This is a genomic window from Pseudoxanthomonas sp. PXM04 (assembly GCF_014851695.1).
GTDB classification, from domain to species: domain Bacteria; phylum Pseudomonadota; class Gammaproteobacteria; order Xanthomonadales; family Xanthomonadaceae; genus Pseudoxanthomonas_A; species Pseudoxanthomonas_A beigongshangi.
In genome coordinates, this window is record NZ_JACVAG010000003.1 from 205458 (window position 1) to 224616 (window position 19159).

Annotated in this window: 13 protein-coding genes; 9 read left to right on the top strand and 4 right to left on the bottom strand. The window is 68.4% G+C overall.

Going from position 1 to position 19159, the window contains the following annotated elements:
- Positions 1 to 26: 26 nt before the first annotated feature.
- The 4 genes from IB228_RS09340 to IB228_RS09355 form a co-directional block, all read right to left on the bottom strand.
- Positions 27 to 1844, bottom strand: a complete 1818-nt coding sequence (locus IB228_RS09340; protein WP_192198191.1) for a hypothetical protein — start codon at positions 1842 to 1844, stop codon at positions 27 to 29.
- A 21-nt stretch (positions 1845 to 1865) separates the two neighbouring features.
- The gene (locus IB228_RS09345) at positions 1866 to 2795 is read right to left on the bottom strand and encodes an ATP-binding cassette domain-containing protein (RefSeq protein WP_192198192.1); all 930 of its coding nucleotides are present in this window, start codon (positions 2793 to 2795) and stop codon (positions 1866 to 1868) included.
- Positions 2796 to 2848: 53 nt separating this feature from the next.
- Positions 2849 to 3262, bottom strand: a complete 414-nt coding sequence (locus IB228_RS09350; RefSeq protein WP_183640086.1) for a GntR family transcriptional regulator — start codon at positions 3260 to 3262, stop codon at positions 2849 to 2851.
- A gap of 897 nt (positions 3263 to 4159) precedes the next feature.
- Positions 4160 to 4909: a GntR family transcriptional regulator gene (locus IB228_RS09355; protein ID WP_183640084.1), complete on the bottom strand. Its 750-nt coding sequence runs from the start codon at positions 4907 to 4909 to the stop codon at positions 4160 to 4162.
- 136 nt (positions 4910 to 5045) lie between these two features.
- On the opposite strand from IB228_RS09355, the gene zwf reads away from it, so the two are divergent.
- The 9 genes from zwf to IB228_RS09400 all read left to right on the top strand — a co-directional run bounded on the left by zwf (position 5046) and on the right by IB228_RS09400 (position 19156).
- A complete protein-coding gene (zwf, locus tag IB228_RS09360; RefSeq protein ID WP_183640082.1) occupies positions 5046 to 6524 on the top strand; it encodes a glucose-6-phosphate dehydrogenase in 1479 nt (492 codons plus the stop codon).
- A gap of 4 nt (positions 6525 to 6528) precedes the next feature.
- Positions 6529 to 7254 (top strand): 6-phosphogluconolactonase, encoded by a 726-nt coding sequence (pgl, locus tag IB228_RS09365; RefSeq protein WP_328805074.1) that lies wholly within the window; start codon positions 6529 to 6531, stop codon positions 7252 to 7254.
- A gap of 77 nt (positions 7255 to 7331) precedes the next feature.
- The gene (locus IB228_RS09370; RefSeq protein ID WP_183640080.1) at positions 7332 to 8099 is read left to right on the top strand and encodes a PspA/IM30 family protein; all 768 of its coding nucleotides are present in this window, start codon (positions 7332 to 7334) and stop codon (positions 8097 to 8099) included.
- A gap of 51 nt (positions 8100 to 8150) precedes the next feature.
- Positions 8151 to 9809: an ATP-binding protein gene (locus IB228_RS09375; RefSeq protein WP_192198193.1), complete on the top strand. Its 1659-nt coding sequence runs from the start codon at positions 8151 to 8153 to the stop codon at positions 9807 to 9809.
- Positions 9806 to 10663 carry a hypothetical protein gene (locus tag IB228_RS09380; protein WP_192198194.1) on the top strand — a complete coding sequence of 286 codons (858 nt, stop codon included), beginning with the start codon at positions 9806 to 9808 and terminating at the stop codon, positions 10661 to 10663. The genes IB228_RS09375 and IB228_RS09380 overlap by 4 nt, the downstream gene beginning before the upstream one ends.
- Positions 10660 to 12354 (top strand): OmpA family protein, encoded by a 1695-nt coding sequence (locus IB228_RS09385; RefSeq protein ID WP_183640075.1) that lies wholly within the window; start codon positions 10660 to 10662, stop codon positions 12352 to 12354. The genes IB228_RS09380 and IB228_RS09385 overlap by 4 nt, the downstream gene beginning before the upstream one ends.
- Positions 12355 to 12532: 178 nt before the next feature.
- Positions 12533 to 13051, top strand: a complete 519-nt coding sequence (locus IB228_RS09390) for a c-type cytochrome (RefSeq protein ID WP_183640072.1) — start codon at positions 12533 to 12535, stop codon at positions 13049 to 13051.
- Between the two features lie 362 nt (positions 13052 to 13413).
- Complete coding sequence (locus tag IB228_RS09395) at positions 13414 to 15093, top strand: ExeM/NucH family extracellular endonuclease (RefSeq protein ID WP_225562386.1); 1680 nt, start codon at positions 13414 to 13416, stop codon at positions 15091 to 15093.
- A 355-nt stretch (positions 15094 to 15448) separates the two neighbouring features.
- Positions 15449 to 19156: an indolepyruvate ferredoxin oxidoreductase family protein gene (locus IB228_RS09400; RefSeq protein WP_192198196.1), complete on the top strand. Its 3708-nt coding sequence runs from the start codon at positions 15449 to 15451 to the stop codon at positions 19154 to 19156.
- The last annotated feature ends 3 nt before the right edge of the window (positions 19157 to 19159 follow it).

Genomic DNA, 19159 nt, shown 5'->3' on the forward strand with positions numbered 1-19159 from the left:
TCGAGACGGCCGGAGAACGATACGGTTCAGGCCAGCGCGGGTTGCGCCACCAGTTGCGGTTGCAGCACTTCGCGGCGCGGGTGGATCAGCCGCAGGCTCATCAACGCCGGCAGGCTGAGCACGCCGCAGGCGACGATCCAGGCAATCCGTGCGGGCATGGACAGATCGGTCTTCCGCGTCCACCACACCGCGCCCAGCAGCGACAGCAGCATGAGCACGCCGGCGATGACGGCCACCTGGCGGGGCACCGGCGGGCGCGCGGTGTCGTCGGTGATCTGGTAACCCGCGAACAGCCGGCGTGCGGCGCGCTGCAATTCATAGATCACCGGCGCGGGGAACCAGTTCTGGTAGCGCCACAGCGCGGGGAAGCCGCTCTTGAGATCCCTTCGCATGATCGGCATGGCCCTGCCCTGATCGTCGATTCGCGTCATCTGCTGGTAGGGCAGCGCACCCTCTGCGTTATGGGCACTGCGACTGAACAGGAACGACACCAGATAGCCGTCCAGCAGTTCGATCGCGTCGGCGCGATACAGGTCGCCGACCTTGCCCGGAATGGCCAGGCGCTGGCGCGGCGTGAGCATGCCGTCGCTGGCCGCGAGGTCGCGTCCGTCATAGAAGTACACGGCGCGGTCGCTGAGCAGGGCCAGATCATCACCCACCCGGTCATAGCCGGTGATCCGCTCCCCCGCCGGCAGCCGCAGGCGCGGCACCACCCGCTTCTGGTCGCTGTCGTACTGGTAAACGCGGGTGGTGCCGATCAGGCTGTTCTCCGGCCCGGGCATTACCGGCTCCGGGAACGGCGCGTCGCCCTCCACGCCGAGTTCGCCGACGCTGCGGTAGTCCACCAGGCTGTAGCCTTCCAGGCGCATGCGGTCGTGGCTGAACACCCAGCGGATGCGGTGCTGCTCGTCGTCGAATTCCATCGGCACGATATTGACCAGCTCGTTGCGCACCGGCGTCGCGCGCAGGCCCGGACCAAACGAGAAGACCTCCGAAATCTGCGCCTGTTCCCGCCACAACGGCGCCTGCGGGTCGCGGCTGCCGCGCAGGCCCATCACCATCAGGTCCTTGCCCTCGGCGTTCTCGGACTCCTTCTCGCCGCCAGCGGCCGGCACCGGCGCGTTGTTCGGATGGGAGCCCTGCGCGATCCACAGGAATTCGATACCAAAGCCCACCATCACCAGCGCCAGCCACATTGCCAGTTGCAACGGAACCGCGGTGAAGAAGGTGCGTGGCAGGGTGTGCGGCGCCGCGCCGAGATCCGGTTTGAATGCGACCCACACCATTCCCGCCAGCATCGCCAGGGTGATCAGCTGCACCGCGATCGCGCCCAGGCCGGTGGCCTGGCTGAACACCAGCCAGGACAACAGCGCGATTCCGCTGTATCCATAGCGGCGGTTGGCCAGCATCGCGTAGGCACCGGCGAGGTAGGCGCAGACCGCAATCAGCCACGCCGATACGCCGAGCAGCAGATGGCGATGATCGACCACCCGCGCGGTCATGAACTCCTGCCAGCCGGCCAGCAGCCACAGTGGCAGCACGATCGCCACCGCCAGTTGCAGCGCGCCCGCGCCTACCAGCACGGCCGCCAGCTTTCCATGCGGAATCGGCCGGTGCAGCAGGTTCATCCAGGTGTTCGGCTTGCGGTAGCCGCCCATCTGGTAGAGCCCGAGCAGCAGGCCGGTGACGGCGTAGACGCCGGCCAGCACTTCGTAGACCAGCCGTGGTTGCTGGGCCAGATCGACCACCCGGGTCATGAACCCGAGGATCACCAGTTGCAGCACCGCGTAGGCGATCGCCCAGATACGGAAGCGCTGCATTTCAGCCTTGAACATGTCCCACATGATCGTGTCCTCTCCGTGCGCTCAGTGCTGCCGTTGCGGTTGCGCCGGCGCGGCGTGGTTCTTGGTCAGGAAGCCGTTGACCGCGCGATCCAGGCTGACCGGCATGCTCTGGATCGAGCGCGCGCCGCTGGCGCGCAGGAACTCGGCGAAGTCCTCGTCCTGGTCCAGCACCAGGTAGTGGTGCAGGCCGTCCAGCCGCTGCAGTTGAAGCAGGCCGGGAACGGTCGCCGGATCCGGTCCCTTGAACGGGATGTCCGCCACCCAATGGGTGACCCGCGCGCAGAATTCCTCCGGCGCGGACATGTTCTTCAGCTGGCCGCGTTCCAGGATGATGAGGTTGTCGGCGATGCGCTCGATTTCCTCCATCTGGTGCGAGCAGTAGATCACCGTGCATTGCTCGGCCGCGTTGGAGTACATCAGCGATTCCAGGAACGCGCGCTTGGCGACCACGTCCAGGCCCAGCGTGGGTTCGTCCAGCACCAGCAGTTCCGGTCCCTGCGCCAGCGCCAGCGCCAGGTTCAGTCCGGCGCGCTCGCCGCGCGAGAGCTGGGCGACTTTTTGCTCCGGCAGCACGTGGTAATGGCCCAGCACCTCGTCGTAGGCGTGCTGGTTCCAGCGCGGGTACTGGTGCCGCTGCATCGCGGTCACCGCGGCGACCTTCATCCAGCCGGGCAGGGTGTGTTCCTCGTTGACGAAGCCGATGCGTGCACGGTCCTCCGGACGCAGCCGCTGGCTGTCGCGGCCGAGGATGCGCGCCTGCCCCACCGTCGGCGGCAGGAAGCCGAGCAGGACGCGGAACAGGGTGGATTTGCCGGCGCCGTTGGCGCCGACGATGGCGTGGATGCGCCCGCGCGGAATGCGCAGGTCGAGGTGGTCCAGCGCCAGCTTGCGCCCGTAGCGCTTGCTCAGCGCGACGGTTTCGATCACGTAGTCGGAAGCGGGAGTGCTCATGGTCGTCCCAGGGTCGGGTGACGGAACGCGGAAGGGGGACACGCGGATGCGCGTCAGGCGGATTTCTTTTTCGGCGCGATCACGCGCAGTTCCTCGTCCAGCCGCGCCAGCGCGCGATCGGGCGGGTAGTCGAGCGCGATCACTTCATGCACGAACGCCTGCACGGCGTCGTCCATGCGCCGCTCGCGTTCGGCGTCGCTCAGGCGCTGGCGCGGCGTGGCCACGAACAGGCCCAGGCCCTGGCGCGATTCCAGCCAGCCTTCACTGGTCAGTTCGGCGTAGGCCTTGGCGACGGTGTTGGGATTGATCATCAGCTGCTGGGCCAGTCCGCGCACGCTGGGCAACTGCGCACCCGGCTTGAGTTCGGCGGTGGCGATCTTCATCCGCACGCCATCGACGATCTGCTTGCTGATCGGACGCGCGTCGCCGGTGGCGATCTGGATCATCAGGGCCTGGGTACGGGCCATGGAACACCTCAATCAACTGTACTAGTACAAACAGTACAGTTGGCTTGCAAGCGGCGTCAAGCGTCCAGAGGTCATGGTCCGACGAAGGCCCGGATCCGGCGACGAAAGCCCCGTCCGCGCGGACGCGCATACCGGAACGGCGTAGGAGCGGCGTCCCGCCGCGAGCCTTTTGCGCGGTCACCCCGGCCATCGCCGTCACCATCGCGATCATCGCAGCCGAGCATCACGCGGGAGAGCTCGCGGCCGGAGGCCGCTCCTACCAGGGGTGGTGGGCATTCGCGCCGTGGGTGGCGCCTTGACGGCGTCAGCGCGTTCCAGTCACGTGGTCCAAAAGGAAGCGAGGTAGGAGCGGCGTCCCCGCCGCGAGCTTTTTGCGCGGTCACCACAGCCATCGCCGTCGCCATCGCCATCATCGGAACCGGGCATCGCGCGGGAGAGAGCTCGCGGCCGGAGGCCGCTCCTACCAGGGGTGGTGGGCATTCGCGCCGTGGGTGGCGCCTTGACGGCGTCAGCGCGTTCCAGTCACGTGGTCCAAAAGGAAGCGAGGTAGGAGCGGCGTCCCCGCCGCGAGCTTTTTGCGCGGTCACCACAGACATCGCCGTCACCATCGCCATCATCGGAACCGGGCATCGCGCGGGAGAGCTCGCGGCCGGAGGCCGCTCCTACCTGGGGTGTGGTAGGCATTCGCGCCACAGGTGACGCCTTGAGGGTGTCAGCGCGTTCCAGTCACGCGGTCAAAAAGCGAGGTAGGAGCGGCGTCCCCGCCGCGAGCCTTTTGCGCGGTCACCACAGACATCGCCGTCACCATCGCCATCATCGGAACCGGGCATCGCGCGGAGGAGCTCGCGGCCGAAGGCCGCTCCTACCCGGCGTGTTCGCGGCAGCGGGGGCCGGACGTTATTCGCTCTGCAGTTCGGCGACGAAGTCGTAGGCGTCGCCGCGGTAGTAGGAACGGGTGGATTCGACCACGCGGCCGTCTTCCAGGAAGGCGCGGCGTTCGACCAGCAGTCCCGGGGCGCCGACCGGCAGTTCCAGGTGGCGGGCGGCCTCGTCGTCCAGCGCGACCGCGCGCAGGCGCTGCAAGGCGCGGCGCGGTCGGTTGCCGTGCGCGTCGAGCGCCTCGTACAGCGAGGTGGTGACGGTTTCCGGATCCGGCAGCAGCGACAGCGGCACCAGGGTGCGTTCGATCGCGATCGGCGCGCCGTCGACGTGGCGCAGGCGGTACATGCGGACCACGCCGCTGCCCGGCGACAGGTTCAGCGCCATCGATTCTTCCGGTGTCACTTCGCCGACGCTGCGTTCGAGGAATTTCACCTGCGGATTGAGACCGCGCTCGCGCAAGTCGTCGGTGAAGCTGGTCAGGCGCGAGAACTGGCGCAGGATGCGCTCGGCCACGAAAGTGCCCGCGCCCTGTCGCTGCACCAGCAGGCCGGCTTCGATGAGTCCGGCCAGCGCCTTGCGGATCGTCACGCGGGACAGACCCAGCAGGTTGGCAAGATCGCGTTCGCTGGGCAGGGCTTGGCCCGAGCGCAGCACGCCGGCGTCCATCAGGTTCTGCAGGGCGCGGCGCAGGCGCAGGTAAGCCACGGCGCGGGTGGACTCGCCGGTCTGCAGGCGCTGGTATTCATCGAACAGGGCTTTTTGCATGGCCCTGAACATACCACTCACGTACCAATAAAGGCAATATCAGCCGACAAATGGTTACATTGGCCTGATTCATTGGTCAGCGTGGTAGCCCGGTGGTATTGTTCCTCCCCACCTGACAAGCGAACGAGATGACGACGTGACCGCCAAGACCCTGCCCGTCGACCCTTTCGATCTGGTGATCTTCGGAGGCACCGGCGACCTGGCCCTGCGCAAGCTGCTGCCCGGCCTGCTGCGCCGCTATGCCGACGGCCAGATCCGCGAGGACAGCCGGATCATCGGCGTGGCCCGCGACAAGCAGTCCGACGCCGACTACCGCGCCAAGGTGGGCGACGCCCTGCAGCGCGCGGCCGGCAACGACGAGGCGCTCAAGGCCAAGCTGCCCGCCTTCCTGGAGAAGCTCGGCTACCACGCGCTGGACGCGACCAAGGACGAGGGCTGGGAGGAGTTCGCCAGCGCGCTCAAGGCCCATGGCGACCGCATCCGGGTGTTCTACCTGTCGACCAGTCCCAGCCTGTTCGTGAACCTGTGCGACCGCCTGCGCGCGCACGGCCTCAACGGTGGCCAGTCGCGGGTGGTCATCGAGAAACCGATCGGCCATGACCTGGCCAGCGCGACGGTGATCAACGATGCGGTCGGCAGCGCGTTCGCGGAAAGCCAGATCTTCCGCATCGATCACTACCTGGGCAAGGAAACGGTGCAGAACCTGCTGGCGCTGCGCTTCGCCAACATCCTGTTCGAACCGCTGTGGAACGCCAACCACATCGATCACGTGCAGATCACCGTGGCCGAGACGGTCGGCCTGGAGAAGCGCGCGACCTACTACGACACCTCCGGCGCGCTGCGCGACATGGTCCAGAACCACCTGCTGCAGCTGCTGTGCATGGTGGCGATGGAACCGCCGGCGGCGCTGGAAGCCGACGCGGTGCGCGACGAGAAGCTGAAGGTGCTGCGCTCGCTGCGCCCGATCACCGCCGACGAGATCAGCCACATGACCGTGCGTGGCCAGTACCGCGCCGGCGCGGTCAACGGCATGGCGGTGCCGGGCTACCTGGACGAACTGGGCCGCGAGGACTCGCGCACCGAGACCTTCGTGGCGCTGAAGGCGGAAGTGGACAACTGGCGCTGGGCCGGCGTGCCTTTCTACCTGCGCACCGGCAAGCGCCTGCCCGAGCGCGTGTCGGAGATCGTGATTGCGTTCAAGCAGATTCCGCATTCGATCTTCGAGCACGGCGCCGGCCCGGTGATGGGAAACAAGCTGGTCCTGCGCCTGCAGCCGGACGAAGGCGTGAAGCTGTGGCTGATGATCAAGGATCCCGGTCCGGGCGGCCTGCGCCTGCAGCATGTGCCGCTGGACATGAGCTTCGCCGAGGCGTTCGGCGTGCACCAGCCGGAGGCCTACGAGCGCCTGCTGATGGACGTGGTGCGCGGCAACCCGACCCTATTCATGCGCCGCGACGAGGTCGAGGCGGCATGGAAATGGATCGACCCGATCCTGGGCGCGTGGGAAAACCAGCGCGAGACGCCCAAGCCCTACACCGCCGGTTCGTGGGGACCCAGCGCGGCGGTCGCGCTGGTCGAGCGCGACGGCCGGACCTGGCACGAGGACACGGTGTAAGCGCGTGACCCAGTCCCTCCTCCCCCCCGTCCCGACCGAACTGGTCACCTTCGCCGACAGCGAGGCGCTGGCCGGCGCCCTGGCCGCGGCCGTCGCCGCCGATCTGCGCGCGGGAATCGATGCCCGCGGCGGCGCGCTGCTGGCGCTGTCCGGCGGCACCACACCCAAGCGGTTCATGCAGCGACTGTCGGAACAATCGCTGGACTGGGACAAGGTCACCGTCACCCTGGTCGATGAGCGCTGGGTGGCGCCGGACAACGAACGCTCCAACGCCCGCCTGCTGCGCGAGCACCTGTTGCGGGGCGAGGCCGCGGCGGCGCATTTCCTGCCGCTGTTCCGCGACACCCCGGAGCCGGAGGACGCACTGGCCGAACTGGAACGGCGCTTTGCCAGCCTGCCGCCATCGTTCGACGCGATCGTGCTGGGCATGGGCAGCGACGGCCATACCGCCTCGTTCTTCCCCGGCGGCGATCACCTGGCCGCGGCGCTGGATCCGGCCTCGCCGGCACGCCTGCTGCCGATGCGCGCGCCCGGCGCCGGCGAAGCCCGCATCACCCTGACCCTGCCGGTGCTGCTGGCCGCGCGCCACCTGTACCTGCATATCGAAGGCGCGGAAAAGCGCGCCGTGCTGGATCGCGCCCTCGCGGGCGTCGGCGCCGACGGCCAACTGCCGATCCGCATCGTGCTGGCGCAGGCCGCCACGCCCGTGGTGACTTACCTGACGCCCTGACCCGCCGTCGCGGCGCGGTTGGAATGCCCGCACGCGCCGCGTACAGTAGCCCGCATCGAGAGGATTTCGGGGGCGCCATGCTGGCTCGGTTAGTGAACGTGTTCCGTGGTTTCTTTGCGCAGTTCGTCAAGGGGATGGAAAAGCGCAATCCGGAAGCCCTGCTGGAACTGGAACAGGAAAACCTGCGCAAGCAGATCGGCAGCTACAACCAGAGCCTGGCGACCCACGCCGGCCTGGCCGAGCGCTTGATCGGACAGGTGCGCAAGCTGGAGAACGAAGAACGCGAGCTGCGCGCGCGCACCACCGCCCACCTGCGCGCGGGCAACCGCGATGCCGCCGCCCAGCACGCCCTGCGCCTGCAGACGGTCAGCCGCGAGTTGCAGGAAAACCGCGACCAGATGGAGCAGGCCGAAGCCACCTACAAGAACCTGGTGAAGGCGCGCGACGTCGCCGTGGCCGCCGCGCGCGCCAAGATCGAGAGCCTGAAGGGCGCCATCAACGACATGCGCATGAAGCACGCGCTGGCGGAGATGAACGAGATGGCCGCCGGCATGGTCACCACGATCGGCGGTTCCGGCGACACCCTCGATCGCCTGCACGAGATGGTCGAGGAAGAGCGCAACAAGGCCGCCGGCCGCGCTCGGGTCGCGCGCGATGCGCTCGACATGAACCAGATCGAGGTCAAGGAAGCCGAGCAGAAGGCGCTGGCCGACCAGGCACTCGCGGATTTCGCCGCGGCCGAGGGCATTTCGCTGCAGGCCGAGCCGGCGGCGACGCCAGCCGCGCCCCGCAGCATGGGCGCCGCCGAGGCTGCCAAACCGGTGTCGGAAAACGACGCGGGCTGATCGCCCCGCCCTTGCCCGGAGGATGGCCGCCATGCAGGCGAAGGCGCACTGATGCCGCTCGATAGCAACGCCCCGGCCTGGGCGCACGAACTGGCGCTGGCCTATGAAAGCGGCGCGCACGGACAGTTCGTGCTGTACGGCAACGTCGGCGATCGCCTGCCGCTGTCGGGGCGACTGGTCAGCCTGACCCGCTGGCTGGAATCGCAGTTGCTCACCGGTTTCGACGTGGTGTTCCAGTACGATCCCGGCAACGGGCTCACCGTGCTGCGCGGCAGTGATCGCCTGCGCCAGTGGCTGGCCGGTCGCGATGACGCCGCCTGGCCGCGCGAGCCACGGGCGGCGGTCGAACGCGTTTCCCACTACCTGCGCTACCTCGCCAACCTGAAGGCGCTGGGACAAGGCGACGGCGAGCACGTGGCGGTGATCATGCGCGGCATCGATCAGGTGCTGCCGGGCGGGCGCGCCGGCGACTTCGAGATCGCCAGCCTGGCCAGCCTGGTGCGCGACTGGGCCAGCGAATCTCCGTTCACCGACCAGGCCTTCGCCAGTTTCCTGATCGCCGACAACCTCAACGACCTGCACCCGCAGATCGCTTTCCATCCGCGCGTCGCGCGCATCCGCGTGCCGCTGCCCGACGAGGCCATGCTGGGCCAGGCGCTGGCGCAACTGCGGCTGGATCACCCGGGCGCCTTCGCCGGGGCCGACGACGGCATGATCACCGGCGCCCTGACCGGCGTCAGCATCAGCGCCCTGCAAAGCCTGGTGAGGACCTGCGCCCACCAGGGCCGCGCGCTGGGACCGACCGACTGGTTGCGGGTCAAGAAGCAGCTGGTCGAGGGCGATGCCAGCGGCCTGGTCGAGTTCATCGACTCCCGTCGCACGCTCGACGACTACGAGGCACCGCCGGCGCTGAAGGAATGGTTGCGCCAGGACATCGCGCTGTGGCGCGCGGCCAACCTGCGCGCCCTGCCGATGGGTTACCTGTTCTGCGGTCCGGTCGGCACCGGCAAGACCTTCCTGGTCGAATGCCTGGCGGGCGAAGCCGGCGTGCCGGTGCTGAAGCTGAAGAACTTCCGCGATCGCTGGGTCGGCTCCAGCGAAGGCAACCTGGAAAAGGTCTTCCGCCTGATCCGCGCGCTTGGCCGCTGCATCGTGTTCATCGATGAAGCCGACCAGACACTGGGCAAGCGCGACTCGGGCAACGGCGACAGCGGCCTGTCCGGCCGGCTGTATTCGATGATCGCCCAGGAGATGTCCGACACCGACAACCGTGGCCGGGTGATGTGGGTGCTGGCTTCCTCGCGCCCGGACCTGATCGAAGTCGACCTGAAGCGGCCGGGCCGCATCGACGTCAAGATCCCGCTGCTGCCCACCACCACCGCCGCCGAAAGCGCGGCCCTGCTCGATGCCCTGCTGAAACGCTTCGGCATGGCGCCGGGCGCTGAGGCATTGCTGGCGCTGCCGTCCCCGTTGCCGCTGTTGCTGACTCCCGGCGCCGCCGAAGCCTTCGCGGTGAAGGCCTACCGGCAGGCCCAGACCACCGGCGTCGCCCCGCTGGAGGCGATCGCCGCGCTGCTGGCCGGCTACCAGCCGCCGGTGCCGCTGGAGGTGCTGGAGTTCCAGATGCGCATCGCCGTCGCCGAGGCCACCGATCTGCGTTTCGTGCCACCCTCGCTGCGTCCGCTGGCGGCCGGGAGCACAACGCCATGAATGCGTTCCGCTACGCATGGGCCGCCTTCAATGCGCGTCCGCTGGGCATGCCGGTTCCGCCCAACTGGATTGGCCTGGCGGCCTTCGCGCTGGCCGGCATCTTCCTGACGCCGGGTTTCTTCGTGCTCGGCGCGGGCGCGGAAATCGCCTATCTGTACTGGCTGTCGAACCATCGCCGCTTCCGCGCCACGGTGGATGCGCAGGCGTTGCCGCAGGAGTCGGAAGCGGATCGGCGCTACCGCGAACTGCGGGATCCGCTGCCCATCCCGCAACGCCGCCAGCAGGACGCGCTGGAGCACAAGGCGCGCGTGATCATCCAGATGCTCGACAAGTCGCCGGTGATGGCGGCGCATGCGGACAGCCTGGAACAGTTGGTGTGGCTGCACCTGCGCCTGCTGGCCGCGCGCACCGCGATTGCCGGCGTGGTGCACACCGCGCGCGAGGAAAGCGCGGTGCTGGGCAAGCAGGAAGCGACCATCGAGGCGCGGCTGGGCCGCGACGACCTGAGCGAGGAACTGCGGCGCAGCCTGCAGCAGCAGAAGACCGTGATCGACCAGCGCCAGGCCGCGCATGCCGATGCCGGTCGCCGGCTCGAGCATGTCGACTCCGAGTTGCAGCGCATCGGCCAGCAGGTGGCGCTGTTGCGCGAGCAGGCGCTGCTGGCCATCGACGAAGGCAGCATCGGCAGCTCGCTGGATGCGCTCAGCGCCTCCTTCGCCGAAGCCAATCGCTGGCTGGAAGGCCAGCGCGACCTGTTGGGCGTCCTCGACCTGAACGCGCAGCCCCGGTTGCCGTCGGCCGTGCTGCGCCCGCCCGTTCCCCGTACCGTGATCGAAGAAGGAGAGTCGTCGTGAGCCGATCCGTTTCCCCGCCGCGCCGCCAGGCCGGCAATGCCAGCGGCAAGCTGATCACCGCGGTGCTGGTGCTGGCGCTGCTCGCGTTCGGCGCATGGCTGGTGATGCGCGACATGGGCAAGGACGAGCCGGCGGGCGCGACGACCTCGCAGGCGGCTGCCGGCAACACCGACGGCAAGGCGCCGGTGCCGGTCGAACCGCAGGCCGGACTGCCCAACCTGGATGCGGCAGCGACCTACCAGCCCAAGGGCAACGTGGTCGACGTCGACATCAGCGAGTACGCCGGCTATGCCGGCCTGATCGCGGCCAACGGCGGACTGGAGCCCAATCCGGATTCGTTCTTCGCGCGCGAGTACGGCTTCCAGGTCCGGCTGAGCCTCAACGAGGAGGAAGGCTGGTCCAAGCTCAACAACGGGCGGGTCGCCGCCTCGGTGACCACCGCCGACACCCTGGCCGTGCTCGGCCGCCAGTTCGACGTGGTGGTGCCGGCGCAGATCGGCTTCTCGCGTGGCGCCGACCAGGTGGTGGTCGACACCGGCATCGCCAGCATCAACCAGCTCAAGGGCAAGGTGCTGGCGGCCTCGCAGTTCAACGAAAGCGAGTTCTTCATCCGCTATCTGGCCTCCGAGGCCGGCGTGCCGGTCAAGGTGCTGCGCGACCTCGACGGGCGCCCGGGACCGGGCGAACTGGGCCTGGTGTTCTACGAGGACGCATTCGTCGCCTGCGACGCCTACGAGCACGAACTCCAGGGCGGGTCACCGCGCCTGAACGGTTGCGTCGGCTGGTCGCCGCGCACCGACGAGGTCGTCGCCGCCTCCGGCGGCCGCGCCAAGACCCTGGTCAGCAACCGCAACCTGCTGATCATCGCCGACCTGCTGCTGCTCAATCGCGGCTTCGCCGCCGCCCATCCCGACTGGGCGCGCGGACTGGTGCACGGCCTGCTGGAAGGCAACCGCCTGGTCCGCGACGAGGCGGCCACGCAGATCCCGGTGATCGCCAAGGCCTTCAAGTGGAACGAGGCCGACACCCGCGCCGAGCTGTCCAAGGTGCATCTGTCCAACCTGCCGGAGAACCTGGCCTTCTTCGAAGGCACCATCGATTCGGCCGGCTCCTTCCAGGGCATCTTCCAGTCCTCGGTGCTGGTGTACGGCAATCTGATCAAGAACCCCGCCGACCCGGCCCGCTTCGTGGACACCGCCGCCCTGCAGGCACTGAAGAAGAAGGGCCTGTACGCCAACCAGAGCATCGCCATCGCGCCGATCCGCAGCGGCAACGCGCAGGTTTCGCTGGAGGGCGATGCCCTGCTGAGCAAGGACATCCGGTTCTTCTTCCAATCCAATTCGGCGGTGCTCGACAAGTCCGCGCCGGCCAATGCCGGCTACCTGGACACGATCAAGAACTTCCTCCAGGTCAGCCCCGGCTCGGTGGTGCTGCTGCGCGGCCACGTCGATGACGGCCGCCGCAACGAGTTCCAGAAACAGGGCGGACAGGAACTGGTCCGGAGCATGTCGCTGAAGGCGATGGAGTTGTCGCGCCAGCGCGCGCAGGCGGTCCGCGATGCCCTGCTGGAACGCCATCCCAAACTGGACGCCAACCGGATCGAACTGGTCGGCCGTGGCTGGGAGGAGCCGGCGGGCACCGACAGTGACCTGAACCGTCGCGTCGAGGTCCAGTGGTTCACCCTGGAATAGCCGGGACGGCGGACCGGGTCTCCTGGAATATGCCGGAAACCGCCACCCTGCTTATAATAGGCCCCCTGTCCGTGGCGTCCGCGCCCGGCACTTGCCGCGAAACCCGCCCTGGTGGCGGTTTCCGACCCCGTTTTTCGTAGCCAAGCACGGCCCGCCGCCGTGCTGCCAAAGGTGGAACGTGCGTAATTACGACCTCGAATTCCTCAAGCATTTCTCGATGGTGATCGGCTTCCTGGTCGTCGTCACCCTGGGCCTGATCATCGGTGCGCATTTCCTGCACTCCTCGATTCCGGCGGAAGTGAACCCGCAGGCCGCCAAGCGCACCGAGGGCCGCATCGCCCCGTCGGGCGCGGTGTACGCCGGCGCCACCGGTGCCGCGGCCCAGGCCGCCGCGCAAGCCGCCGCCGCCGCCGCCGCGGCTTCGCAGGTCGCCTACGGCGGCACCACCGACGGCCAGGTCATCTTCGACAACCTGTGCGGCGCCTGCCACAAGAACGGCACCGGCAACGCCCCGATGCTGACCGCCGCCGGCATGGGCGCGCGCGCCGCCAAGGGCAAGGACACCCTGTACAAGCACGCCATCGAAGGCTTCACCGGTCCGGACGGCGGCATCATGCCCCCGAAGGGCGGCAACCCGGCCCTGACCGAAGAGCAGATCCACGCCACGGTCGACTGGATGCTGGCGAACGTGAAGTAAGCCTCCGGCTTGCACGCGTCGCTGAAAACGCCGCCTTCGGGCGGCGTTTTTCGTTGGTGATCCGAACTCCGCGCCAAGAGCCAATTCCCGCTCGCCTCCGGCGCCCGCCCCCTTTTCAAAAGGGAGCTGACAACACCGCTCCCGATCGCCCCGATGTCTTGCCTCCCCCTTTGTTGCACTTCACGACCGCCGAGTGGCTGGTCAAAGGGGGATGACCCGCCATTTGGCGGTCGAGGAGCGTTGGCGCTTCCCCATCACCCGTCATCCCCGCTGGCTATCATGTCCGGCTCGACAATCCGCCAGACATCGCCATGCCCTTTCGCCGCGCCCTGCTCGCCACCGCCCTGCTGACCTGTGCCGCGATGGCCCGGGCCGGGGATGCCGACGTCATCGCCATCGGCCAGGTCCAGGGCGCCGGTACGGCCAGCCCGCTGGCGGGCCAGGCGGTCACGGTCGAAGGCGTGGTCACCGCCGATTTCCGCCAGGGGCTGGGCGGCTTCTTCCTGCAGGATGCCGGCGACGGCGATCCGGCGACCTCGGACGGCGTGTTCGTTCCGCTGGCCTTCGACGCCAACGCGGATGAGGACGAGACGCCGAAGGTCGGCCAGCGCTACCGGGTGCGGGGCGAGGTCACCGAGCTGGAACCGGGTCGGCAGGGCAGCCGCCTGACCGCGATCACCCCGGGTGACATCGAGCGCCTCGGAACTCCGGTGCCCGCGATCGCCCCGGTCGTGCTGACGGCCGCGCCCGCGGACTGGGAAGCCCTGGAAGGCATGCGCGTGCGCATCGCCGCCCCGCTCACCGTCAGCGGCACCGATCAGGTCGAGCGTTTCGGCGAGCTCACCGCCGCGTTCGAAGGCCGGCTGTGGCAGCCCAGCGAGGTGGCGGCGCCCGGCAGCGAGGCGTTCAAGCAGGTGCTGAAGGACAACGCCCGCCGCCGCCTGACCCTGGACGACGGCAGCGGCGAGCGGGATCCCAAGGCCATCGCCTGGCTCGGCGGGCAACCGATCCCGCGCGTGGGCACCGTCCTGGAGGGCGTCGAAGGCATCGTCGACGAGCGCCATGGCAGCCATCGCCTGCAACTGACCGGTCGCCTGGCACTGCCCGCCCCCGCCTACCCGCTCGCGCCCCGCGTGCCGGGCACGCTCAAGATCGCCGCGTTCAACCTGGAAAACCTGTTCAACGGCGACGGCCACGGCGGCGGCTTCCCGACCCCGCGCGGCGCCAAGACTCCCGAGCAATTGCAGGCACAGCTGGCCAAGCTGGTCGCCACCGTGCGCGCGCTCGATGCCGACGTGGCGGCACTGATGGAACTGGAGAACGACGGCTACGGCCCCGACTCCAGCCTCGCCCAGTTCGTCGCGGCCTTGAACGCGCAGGGCGGCGACTGGCGCTTCATCGACGCCGGCGAGGGCCCGGGGCCGGACACCATCCGGGTCGGCCTGATCTACCGCGCCTCCCGGGTCACACCGGTCGGCCAGCCCGCCACGCTGGCGGGCGGTCCCTTCGGCGACCGCAGCCGGGTGCCGCTGGCACAGGCGTTCCGGCGCGGGCAAGGGCCGGCGTTCGTGGTCGTGGCCAACCACTTCAAGTCCAAGGGCTGCTCGGAAGCCACCGGCGCCGATCAGGATCAGGGCGACACCCAGGGTTGCTGGAACGCGCTGCGGCTGGATTCGGCGCGCCGCCTGGACGCGTGGCTGAAGCAGGACCCGACCGGCCAGGGCGGCGCGATGACGGTCATCCTCGGCGACTTCAACGCCTATGCGATGGAGGACCCGGTGCGCTGGCTGCGCGAGGCCGGCTGGCGCGACGCCTTCGCCGTGGCCAGGGTGGAACGGCCCTACAGCTACGTCTACAACGGCCTGAGCGGCCGCCTGGATCACGCCCTGCTCACGCCCGCGCTGTCGGCGCGCCTGCGCGGCGCGGCCGAGTGGCATCTCAACGCCGATTCGGCGGACAGCGCCGGCTACCTCCACGGCGATGCCGGCCAGCCCTGGCGCAGTTCGGATCATGATCCGCTGCTGCTGGGGTTTGATCTTTGAGCGCTTGACCGCCAGGAGCAAACGTTTCTCGACAGCCGAATGGCGGGTTGGAAGAGGAACCAAGGGGGACCTGCTCTTCGCGCCAACAGCAAGCGCTTTTCAACAGCCGCATGGCTGGTCAATTCCCCGTCGCCTTCGGCGCCCGCCCCCTTTTGCGCTTTCAACAGCCGAATAGCTGATCAAGGGGGCAAATGACATCCGGACTCCGGGTACCGCTTTGCCTCCCTCTTTGCAAAAGGGGGACCGAGGGGGATTTGCCCTTCGACCAGGCCAACTACACCCCGCTGCTACAATTCGCGCCTTTCGCGTCCGGCCGCCTTGGCCGGATCACGCCAGCCGCTCCAGGGGCCAGCCCATGACCAGCACCGCCGAACTGACCTCGCCGTCGTCCGCCAACACCCCGCAGATCGGCGTGCTGGACAACGACTACACCCTCGAACACAAGTACACCCGCACCGACGGCCGCATCTACCTGAGCGGCGTGCAGGCGCTGGTCCGGCTGCCGCTGATGCAGCGCCTGCGCGATCAGGCCGCCGGATTGAACACCGCCGGCTTCATCAGCGGCTACCGCGGTTCGCCGCTGGGCGGTTTCGACCTGGAGCTGTGGCGCGCGCGCAAGCATCTGGAAGCGGCGGCGGTGAAGTTCACCCCCGGCCTCAACGAGGATCTCGGCGCGACCATGGTCTGGGGCACCCAGCAGACCAACCTGTTCCCCGGCGCCAAGGTCGATGGCGTGTACTCGATGTGGTACGGCAAGGGACCGGGCGTGGATCGTTGCGGCGACGTGTTCAAGCACGGCAATGCCGCCGGCACCTCCCGGCACGGTGGCGTGCTGGCGCTGGCCGCCGATGATCACGCCTGCCGCAGCTCGACCCTGCCGCATGGGTCGGAAGACGAATTCGTCAGCGCGATGATGCCGGTGCTCAACCCGGCCGGCGTGCAGGACATCCTCGACATGGGCCTGGTCGGCTGGGCGATGAGCCGCTACACCGGCCGCTGGGTCGGCTTCAAGACGATTGCCGAGACGGTGGAATCCTCGGCGTCGGTGGAAGTGAATCCGTTCGCGCGCACCATCCTGCTGCCGGAGGATTTCGACATGCCCGCCGGCGGTCTCAACATCCGCTGGCCGGACCCGCCGCTGGATCAGGAAATGCGCCTGCACCGCTACGCGGTCAAGGCCGCGCAGGCGTTTGCCCGCGCCAACGGCATCGATCGGATCGTGCTGGATTCGCCGCGCGCGCGATTGGGCATCGTCACCACCGGCAAGAGCTACCTGGACGTGCTGCAGGCGCTGGAGTACCTGGGCCTGGACGAGCGCGCCTGCGCCGACATCGGCATCCGCGTATACAAGGTCGGCATGACCTGGCCGCTGGAGCCGATCGGCATCGCCGAGTTCGCGCGCGGACTCGAAGACATCGTGGTCGTGGAAGAGAAGCGCGCCTTCATCGAGCGGCAGATGAAGGAGTACTTCTACAACTGGCCGGCCAGCGCGGGCCAGCGTCCATCCATCGTCGGCAAGTACGACGAGGCCGGCGAGTGGATCCTGCCGTCCACCGGCGAACTCACCCCGGCCACCATCGCCGGCGTGATCGGCCGGCGCATCCAGCGTTTCTTCACCAATGAATCCATCGAGCAGCGCCTGCGCTGGATGGAGGACAAGGAAGCCGAGCTCGCGTTGCCGCGCGCCAGCTTCCCGCGCGTGCCGCACTACTGCAGCGGCTGTCCGCACAACACTTCCACGGTGGTGCCGGAAGGCTCGCGCGCGCTCGGCGGCATCGGCTGCCACTACATGGTGACGTGGATGGATCGCGACACCGACACCTTCACCCACATGGGCGGCGAAGGCGTCACCTGGTCCGGGCAGGCGCCGTTCACCGAAACCGAGCACGTGTTCCAGAACCTCGGCGACGGCACGTTCTTCCATTCCGGTTCGCTGGCGGTGCGGCAGTCGGTCGCCACCGGCGTCAACATCACCTACAAGATCCTCTACAACGACGCGGTCGCGATGACCGGCGGCCAGCCGGTCGACGGCACCCTGAGCGTGCCGCAGATCGCCCACATGATGCGCGCCGAAGGCGTGGATACCATCGTCGTGGTCAGCGACGACGTGCGCAAATGGAGCCGCCGCGAGCTGTTCCCCACCGGTGTCGAGTTCCATGATCGCGGCCAGCTGGAAGAGGTGCAGAAGCAGCTGCGCAAGGTGAAGGGTGTTTCCATCCTCATCTACGACCAGGTCTGCGCCACCGAGAAGCGCCGCCGCCGCAAGCGCGGCAAGATGCCGGATCCGGCCAAGCGCACGATGGTCAACACGCTGGTCTGCGAAGGCTGCGGCGACTGCGGCGTGAAGAGCTTCTGCGTGTCGGTGTTGCCGAAGGAAACCGAATTCGGGCGCAAGCGTGAAATCGATCAGTCCAACTGCAACAAGGATTTCTCCTGCGTCAACGGGTTCTGCCCCAGCTTCGTCACCGTCCACGGCGGCAACCCGCGCAAGGGCAAGAAAGTCAGCGCGGCCGAGAAGCTGGAGAGCCTGCCCGCACCGGCCTTCAAGTCGGATCTGGCCCAGCCCTGGAACATCCTGATCACCGGCGTCGGCGGCACCGGCGTGGTGACCATCGGCGCGCTGCTGGGCATGGCCGGGCACCTGGAAGGCAAGGGCGCGAGCGTGCTGGATCAGACCGGCCTGGCCCAGAAGGGCGGCGCGGTGACCACCCACATCCGCATCGCGCGCACGCCGGAGGACATCCACGCCGTGCGTATCGCCGCCGGCGAAGCCGATCTGGTGCTGGGTTGCGACATGGTGGTGGTGAACGACTACTGGGTGCTGTCGAAGGTGCGCGGCGAGCGCTCGCAGGTGGTGCTCAATACCTACGAGGCGATGCCCGGCACCTTCACCACCCGTCCGGACATGCAGTTCCCGGCCACCGACATCATCACCGGCGTGAAGGTGGCGCTGGGCGGCCGCGATCCGATGCTGGTCGACGCCACCCAGCTGGCCACCGCGCTGATGGGCGACGCGATCGCCGCCAACCTGTTCATGCTCGGCTACGCCTGGCAGCAGGGCCTGGTGCCGATTTCGTTCGACGCGATCATGCGCGCGGTCGAACTCAACGGCGCGGCGATCGAAATGAACCGGCGCGCCTTCGCCTGGGGCCGCCTGGCCGTGGTCGATCCGCAGGCGGTACAAGAAGCCGCCGGCCTGATCCGCAATGCCCAGACCGAGTCCGAACGCACCCCGCGCAACCTGCGGATCCTGCCGCCGGGCGAATGGGAAAGCACCGAGTGGGGCGCCAACGCCGCGCCGCGCAACCCGGACAACGAGAGCGAACTGCGTGGCCTGCCGGAAGGCGGCGCCATCGGTGGCGAAGTCGCGTTCCTGCCGCTAGACGACCTGCGCCTGTCGCGCTCGCTGGACGAACTGATCGCGCGCCGCGTGGCCTTCCTGACCGAATACCAGGACGCCGCCTATGCCAGCCGCTACCGCGATCTGGTCACCCGCGTGCGCGCCGCCGAGAACGTGAAGGCGCCGGGTTCCACCGCGCTGACCGAGGCGGTCGCCCGCTACTTCTTCAAGCTGATGGCTTACAAGGACGAGTACGAAGTGGCGCGGCTATACACCAGCGGCGAGTTCCAGCGCCGCCTGCAGCAACAGTTCGAGGGCGACTATGAAGTGCACTTCCATCTGGCGCCGCCGCTGTTCGCCAAGAAGGACGCGCAGGGCCGCCTGATGAAGAAGGAATACGGCCCCTGGGTGTTCAAGGCCTTCGGACTGCTGGCGAAGCTGCGCTTCCTGCGCGGCGGTGCCTTCGACGTGTTCGGCCGCACCGCCGAGCGCCGCGGCGAGCGCCAGCTGATCAGCGATTACGAACGCACCCTGGATCAGCTGCTCGGTTCGCTGGATGCCGATCGCCTGGGCCTGGCAGTGGATATCGCCAGTATTCCCGAGCACATCCGCGGCTATGGCCACGTCAAGGAACGCCACCTGCACGAGGCCAAGGCGCGCGAGGCCGAACTGCTCGCGCAATGGAACAACCCCAGGGCGCTGCACGTCGTCCAGGTCGCCTGACCA

Coding starts and splice junctions, on each gene's coding strand:
- IB228_RS09340 (WP_192198191.1), bottom strand. CDS start 1,844: ATGTGGGACATGTTCAAGGCTGAAATGCAGCGCTTCCGTATCTGGGCG.
- IB228_RS09345 (WP_192198192.1), bottom strand. CDS start 2,795: ATGAGCACTCCCGCTTCCGACTACGTGATCGAAACCGTCGCGCTGAGC.
- IB228_RS09350 (WP_183640086.1), bottom strand. CDS start 3,262: ATGGCCCGTACCCAGGCCCTGATGATCCAGATCGCCACCGGCGACGCG.
- IB228_RS09355 (WP_183640084.1), bottom strand. CDS start 4,909: ATGCAAAAAGCCCTGTTCGATGAATACCAGCGCCTGCAGACCGGCGAG.
- IB228_RS09370 (WP_183640080.1), top strand. CDS start 7,332: ATGCTGGCTCGGTTAGTGAACGTGTTCCGTGGTTTCTTTGCGCAGTTC.
- IB228_RS09375 (WP_192198193.1), top strand. CDS start 8,151: ATGCCGCTCGATAGCAACGCCCCGGCCTGGGCGCACGAACTGGCGCTG.
- IB228_RS09380 (WP_192198194.1), top strand. CDS start 9,806: ATGAATGCGTTCCGCTACGCATGGGCCGCCTTCAATGCGCGTCCGCTG.
- IB228_RS09395 (WP_225562386.1), top strand. CDS start 13,414: ATGGCCCGGGCCGGGGATGCCGACGTCATCGCCATCGGCCAGGTCCAG.
- IB228_RS09400 (WP_192198196.1), top strand. CDS start 15,449: ATGACCAGCACCGCCGAACTGACCTCGCCGTCGTCCGCCAACACCCCG.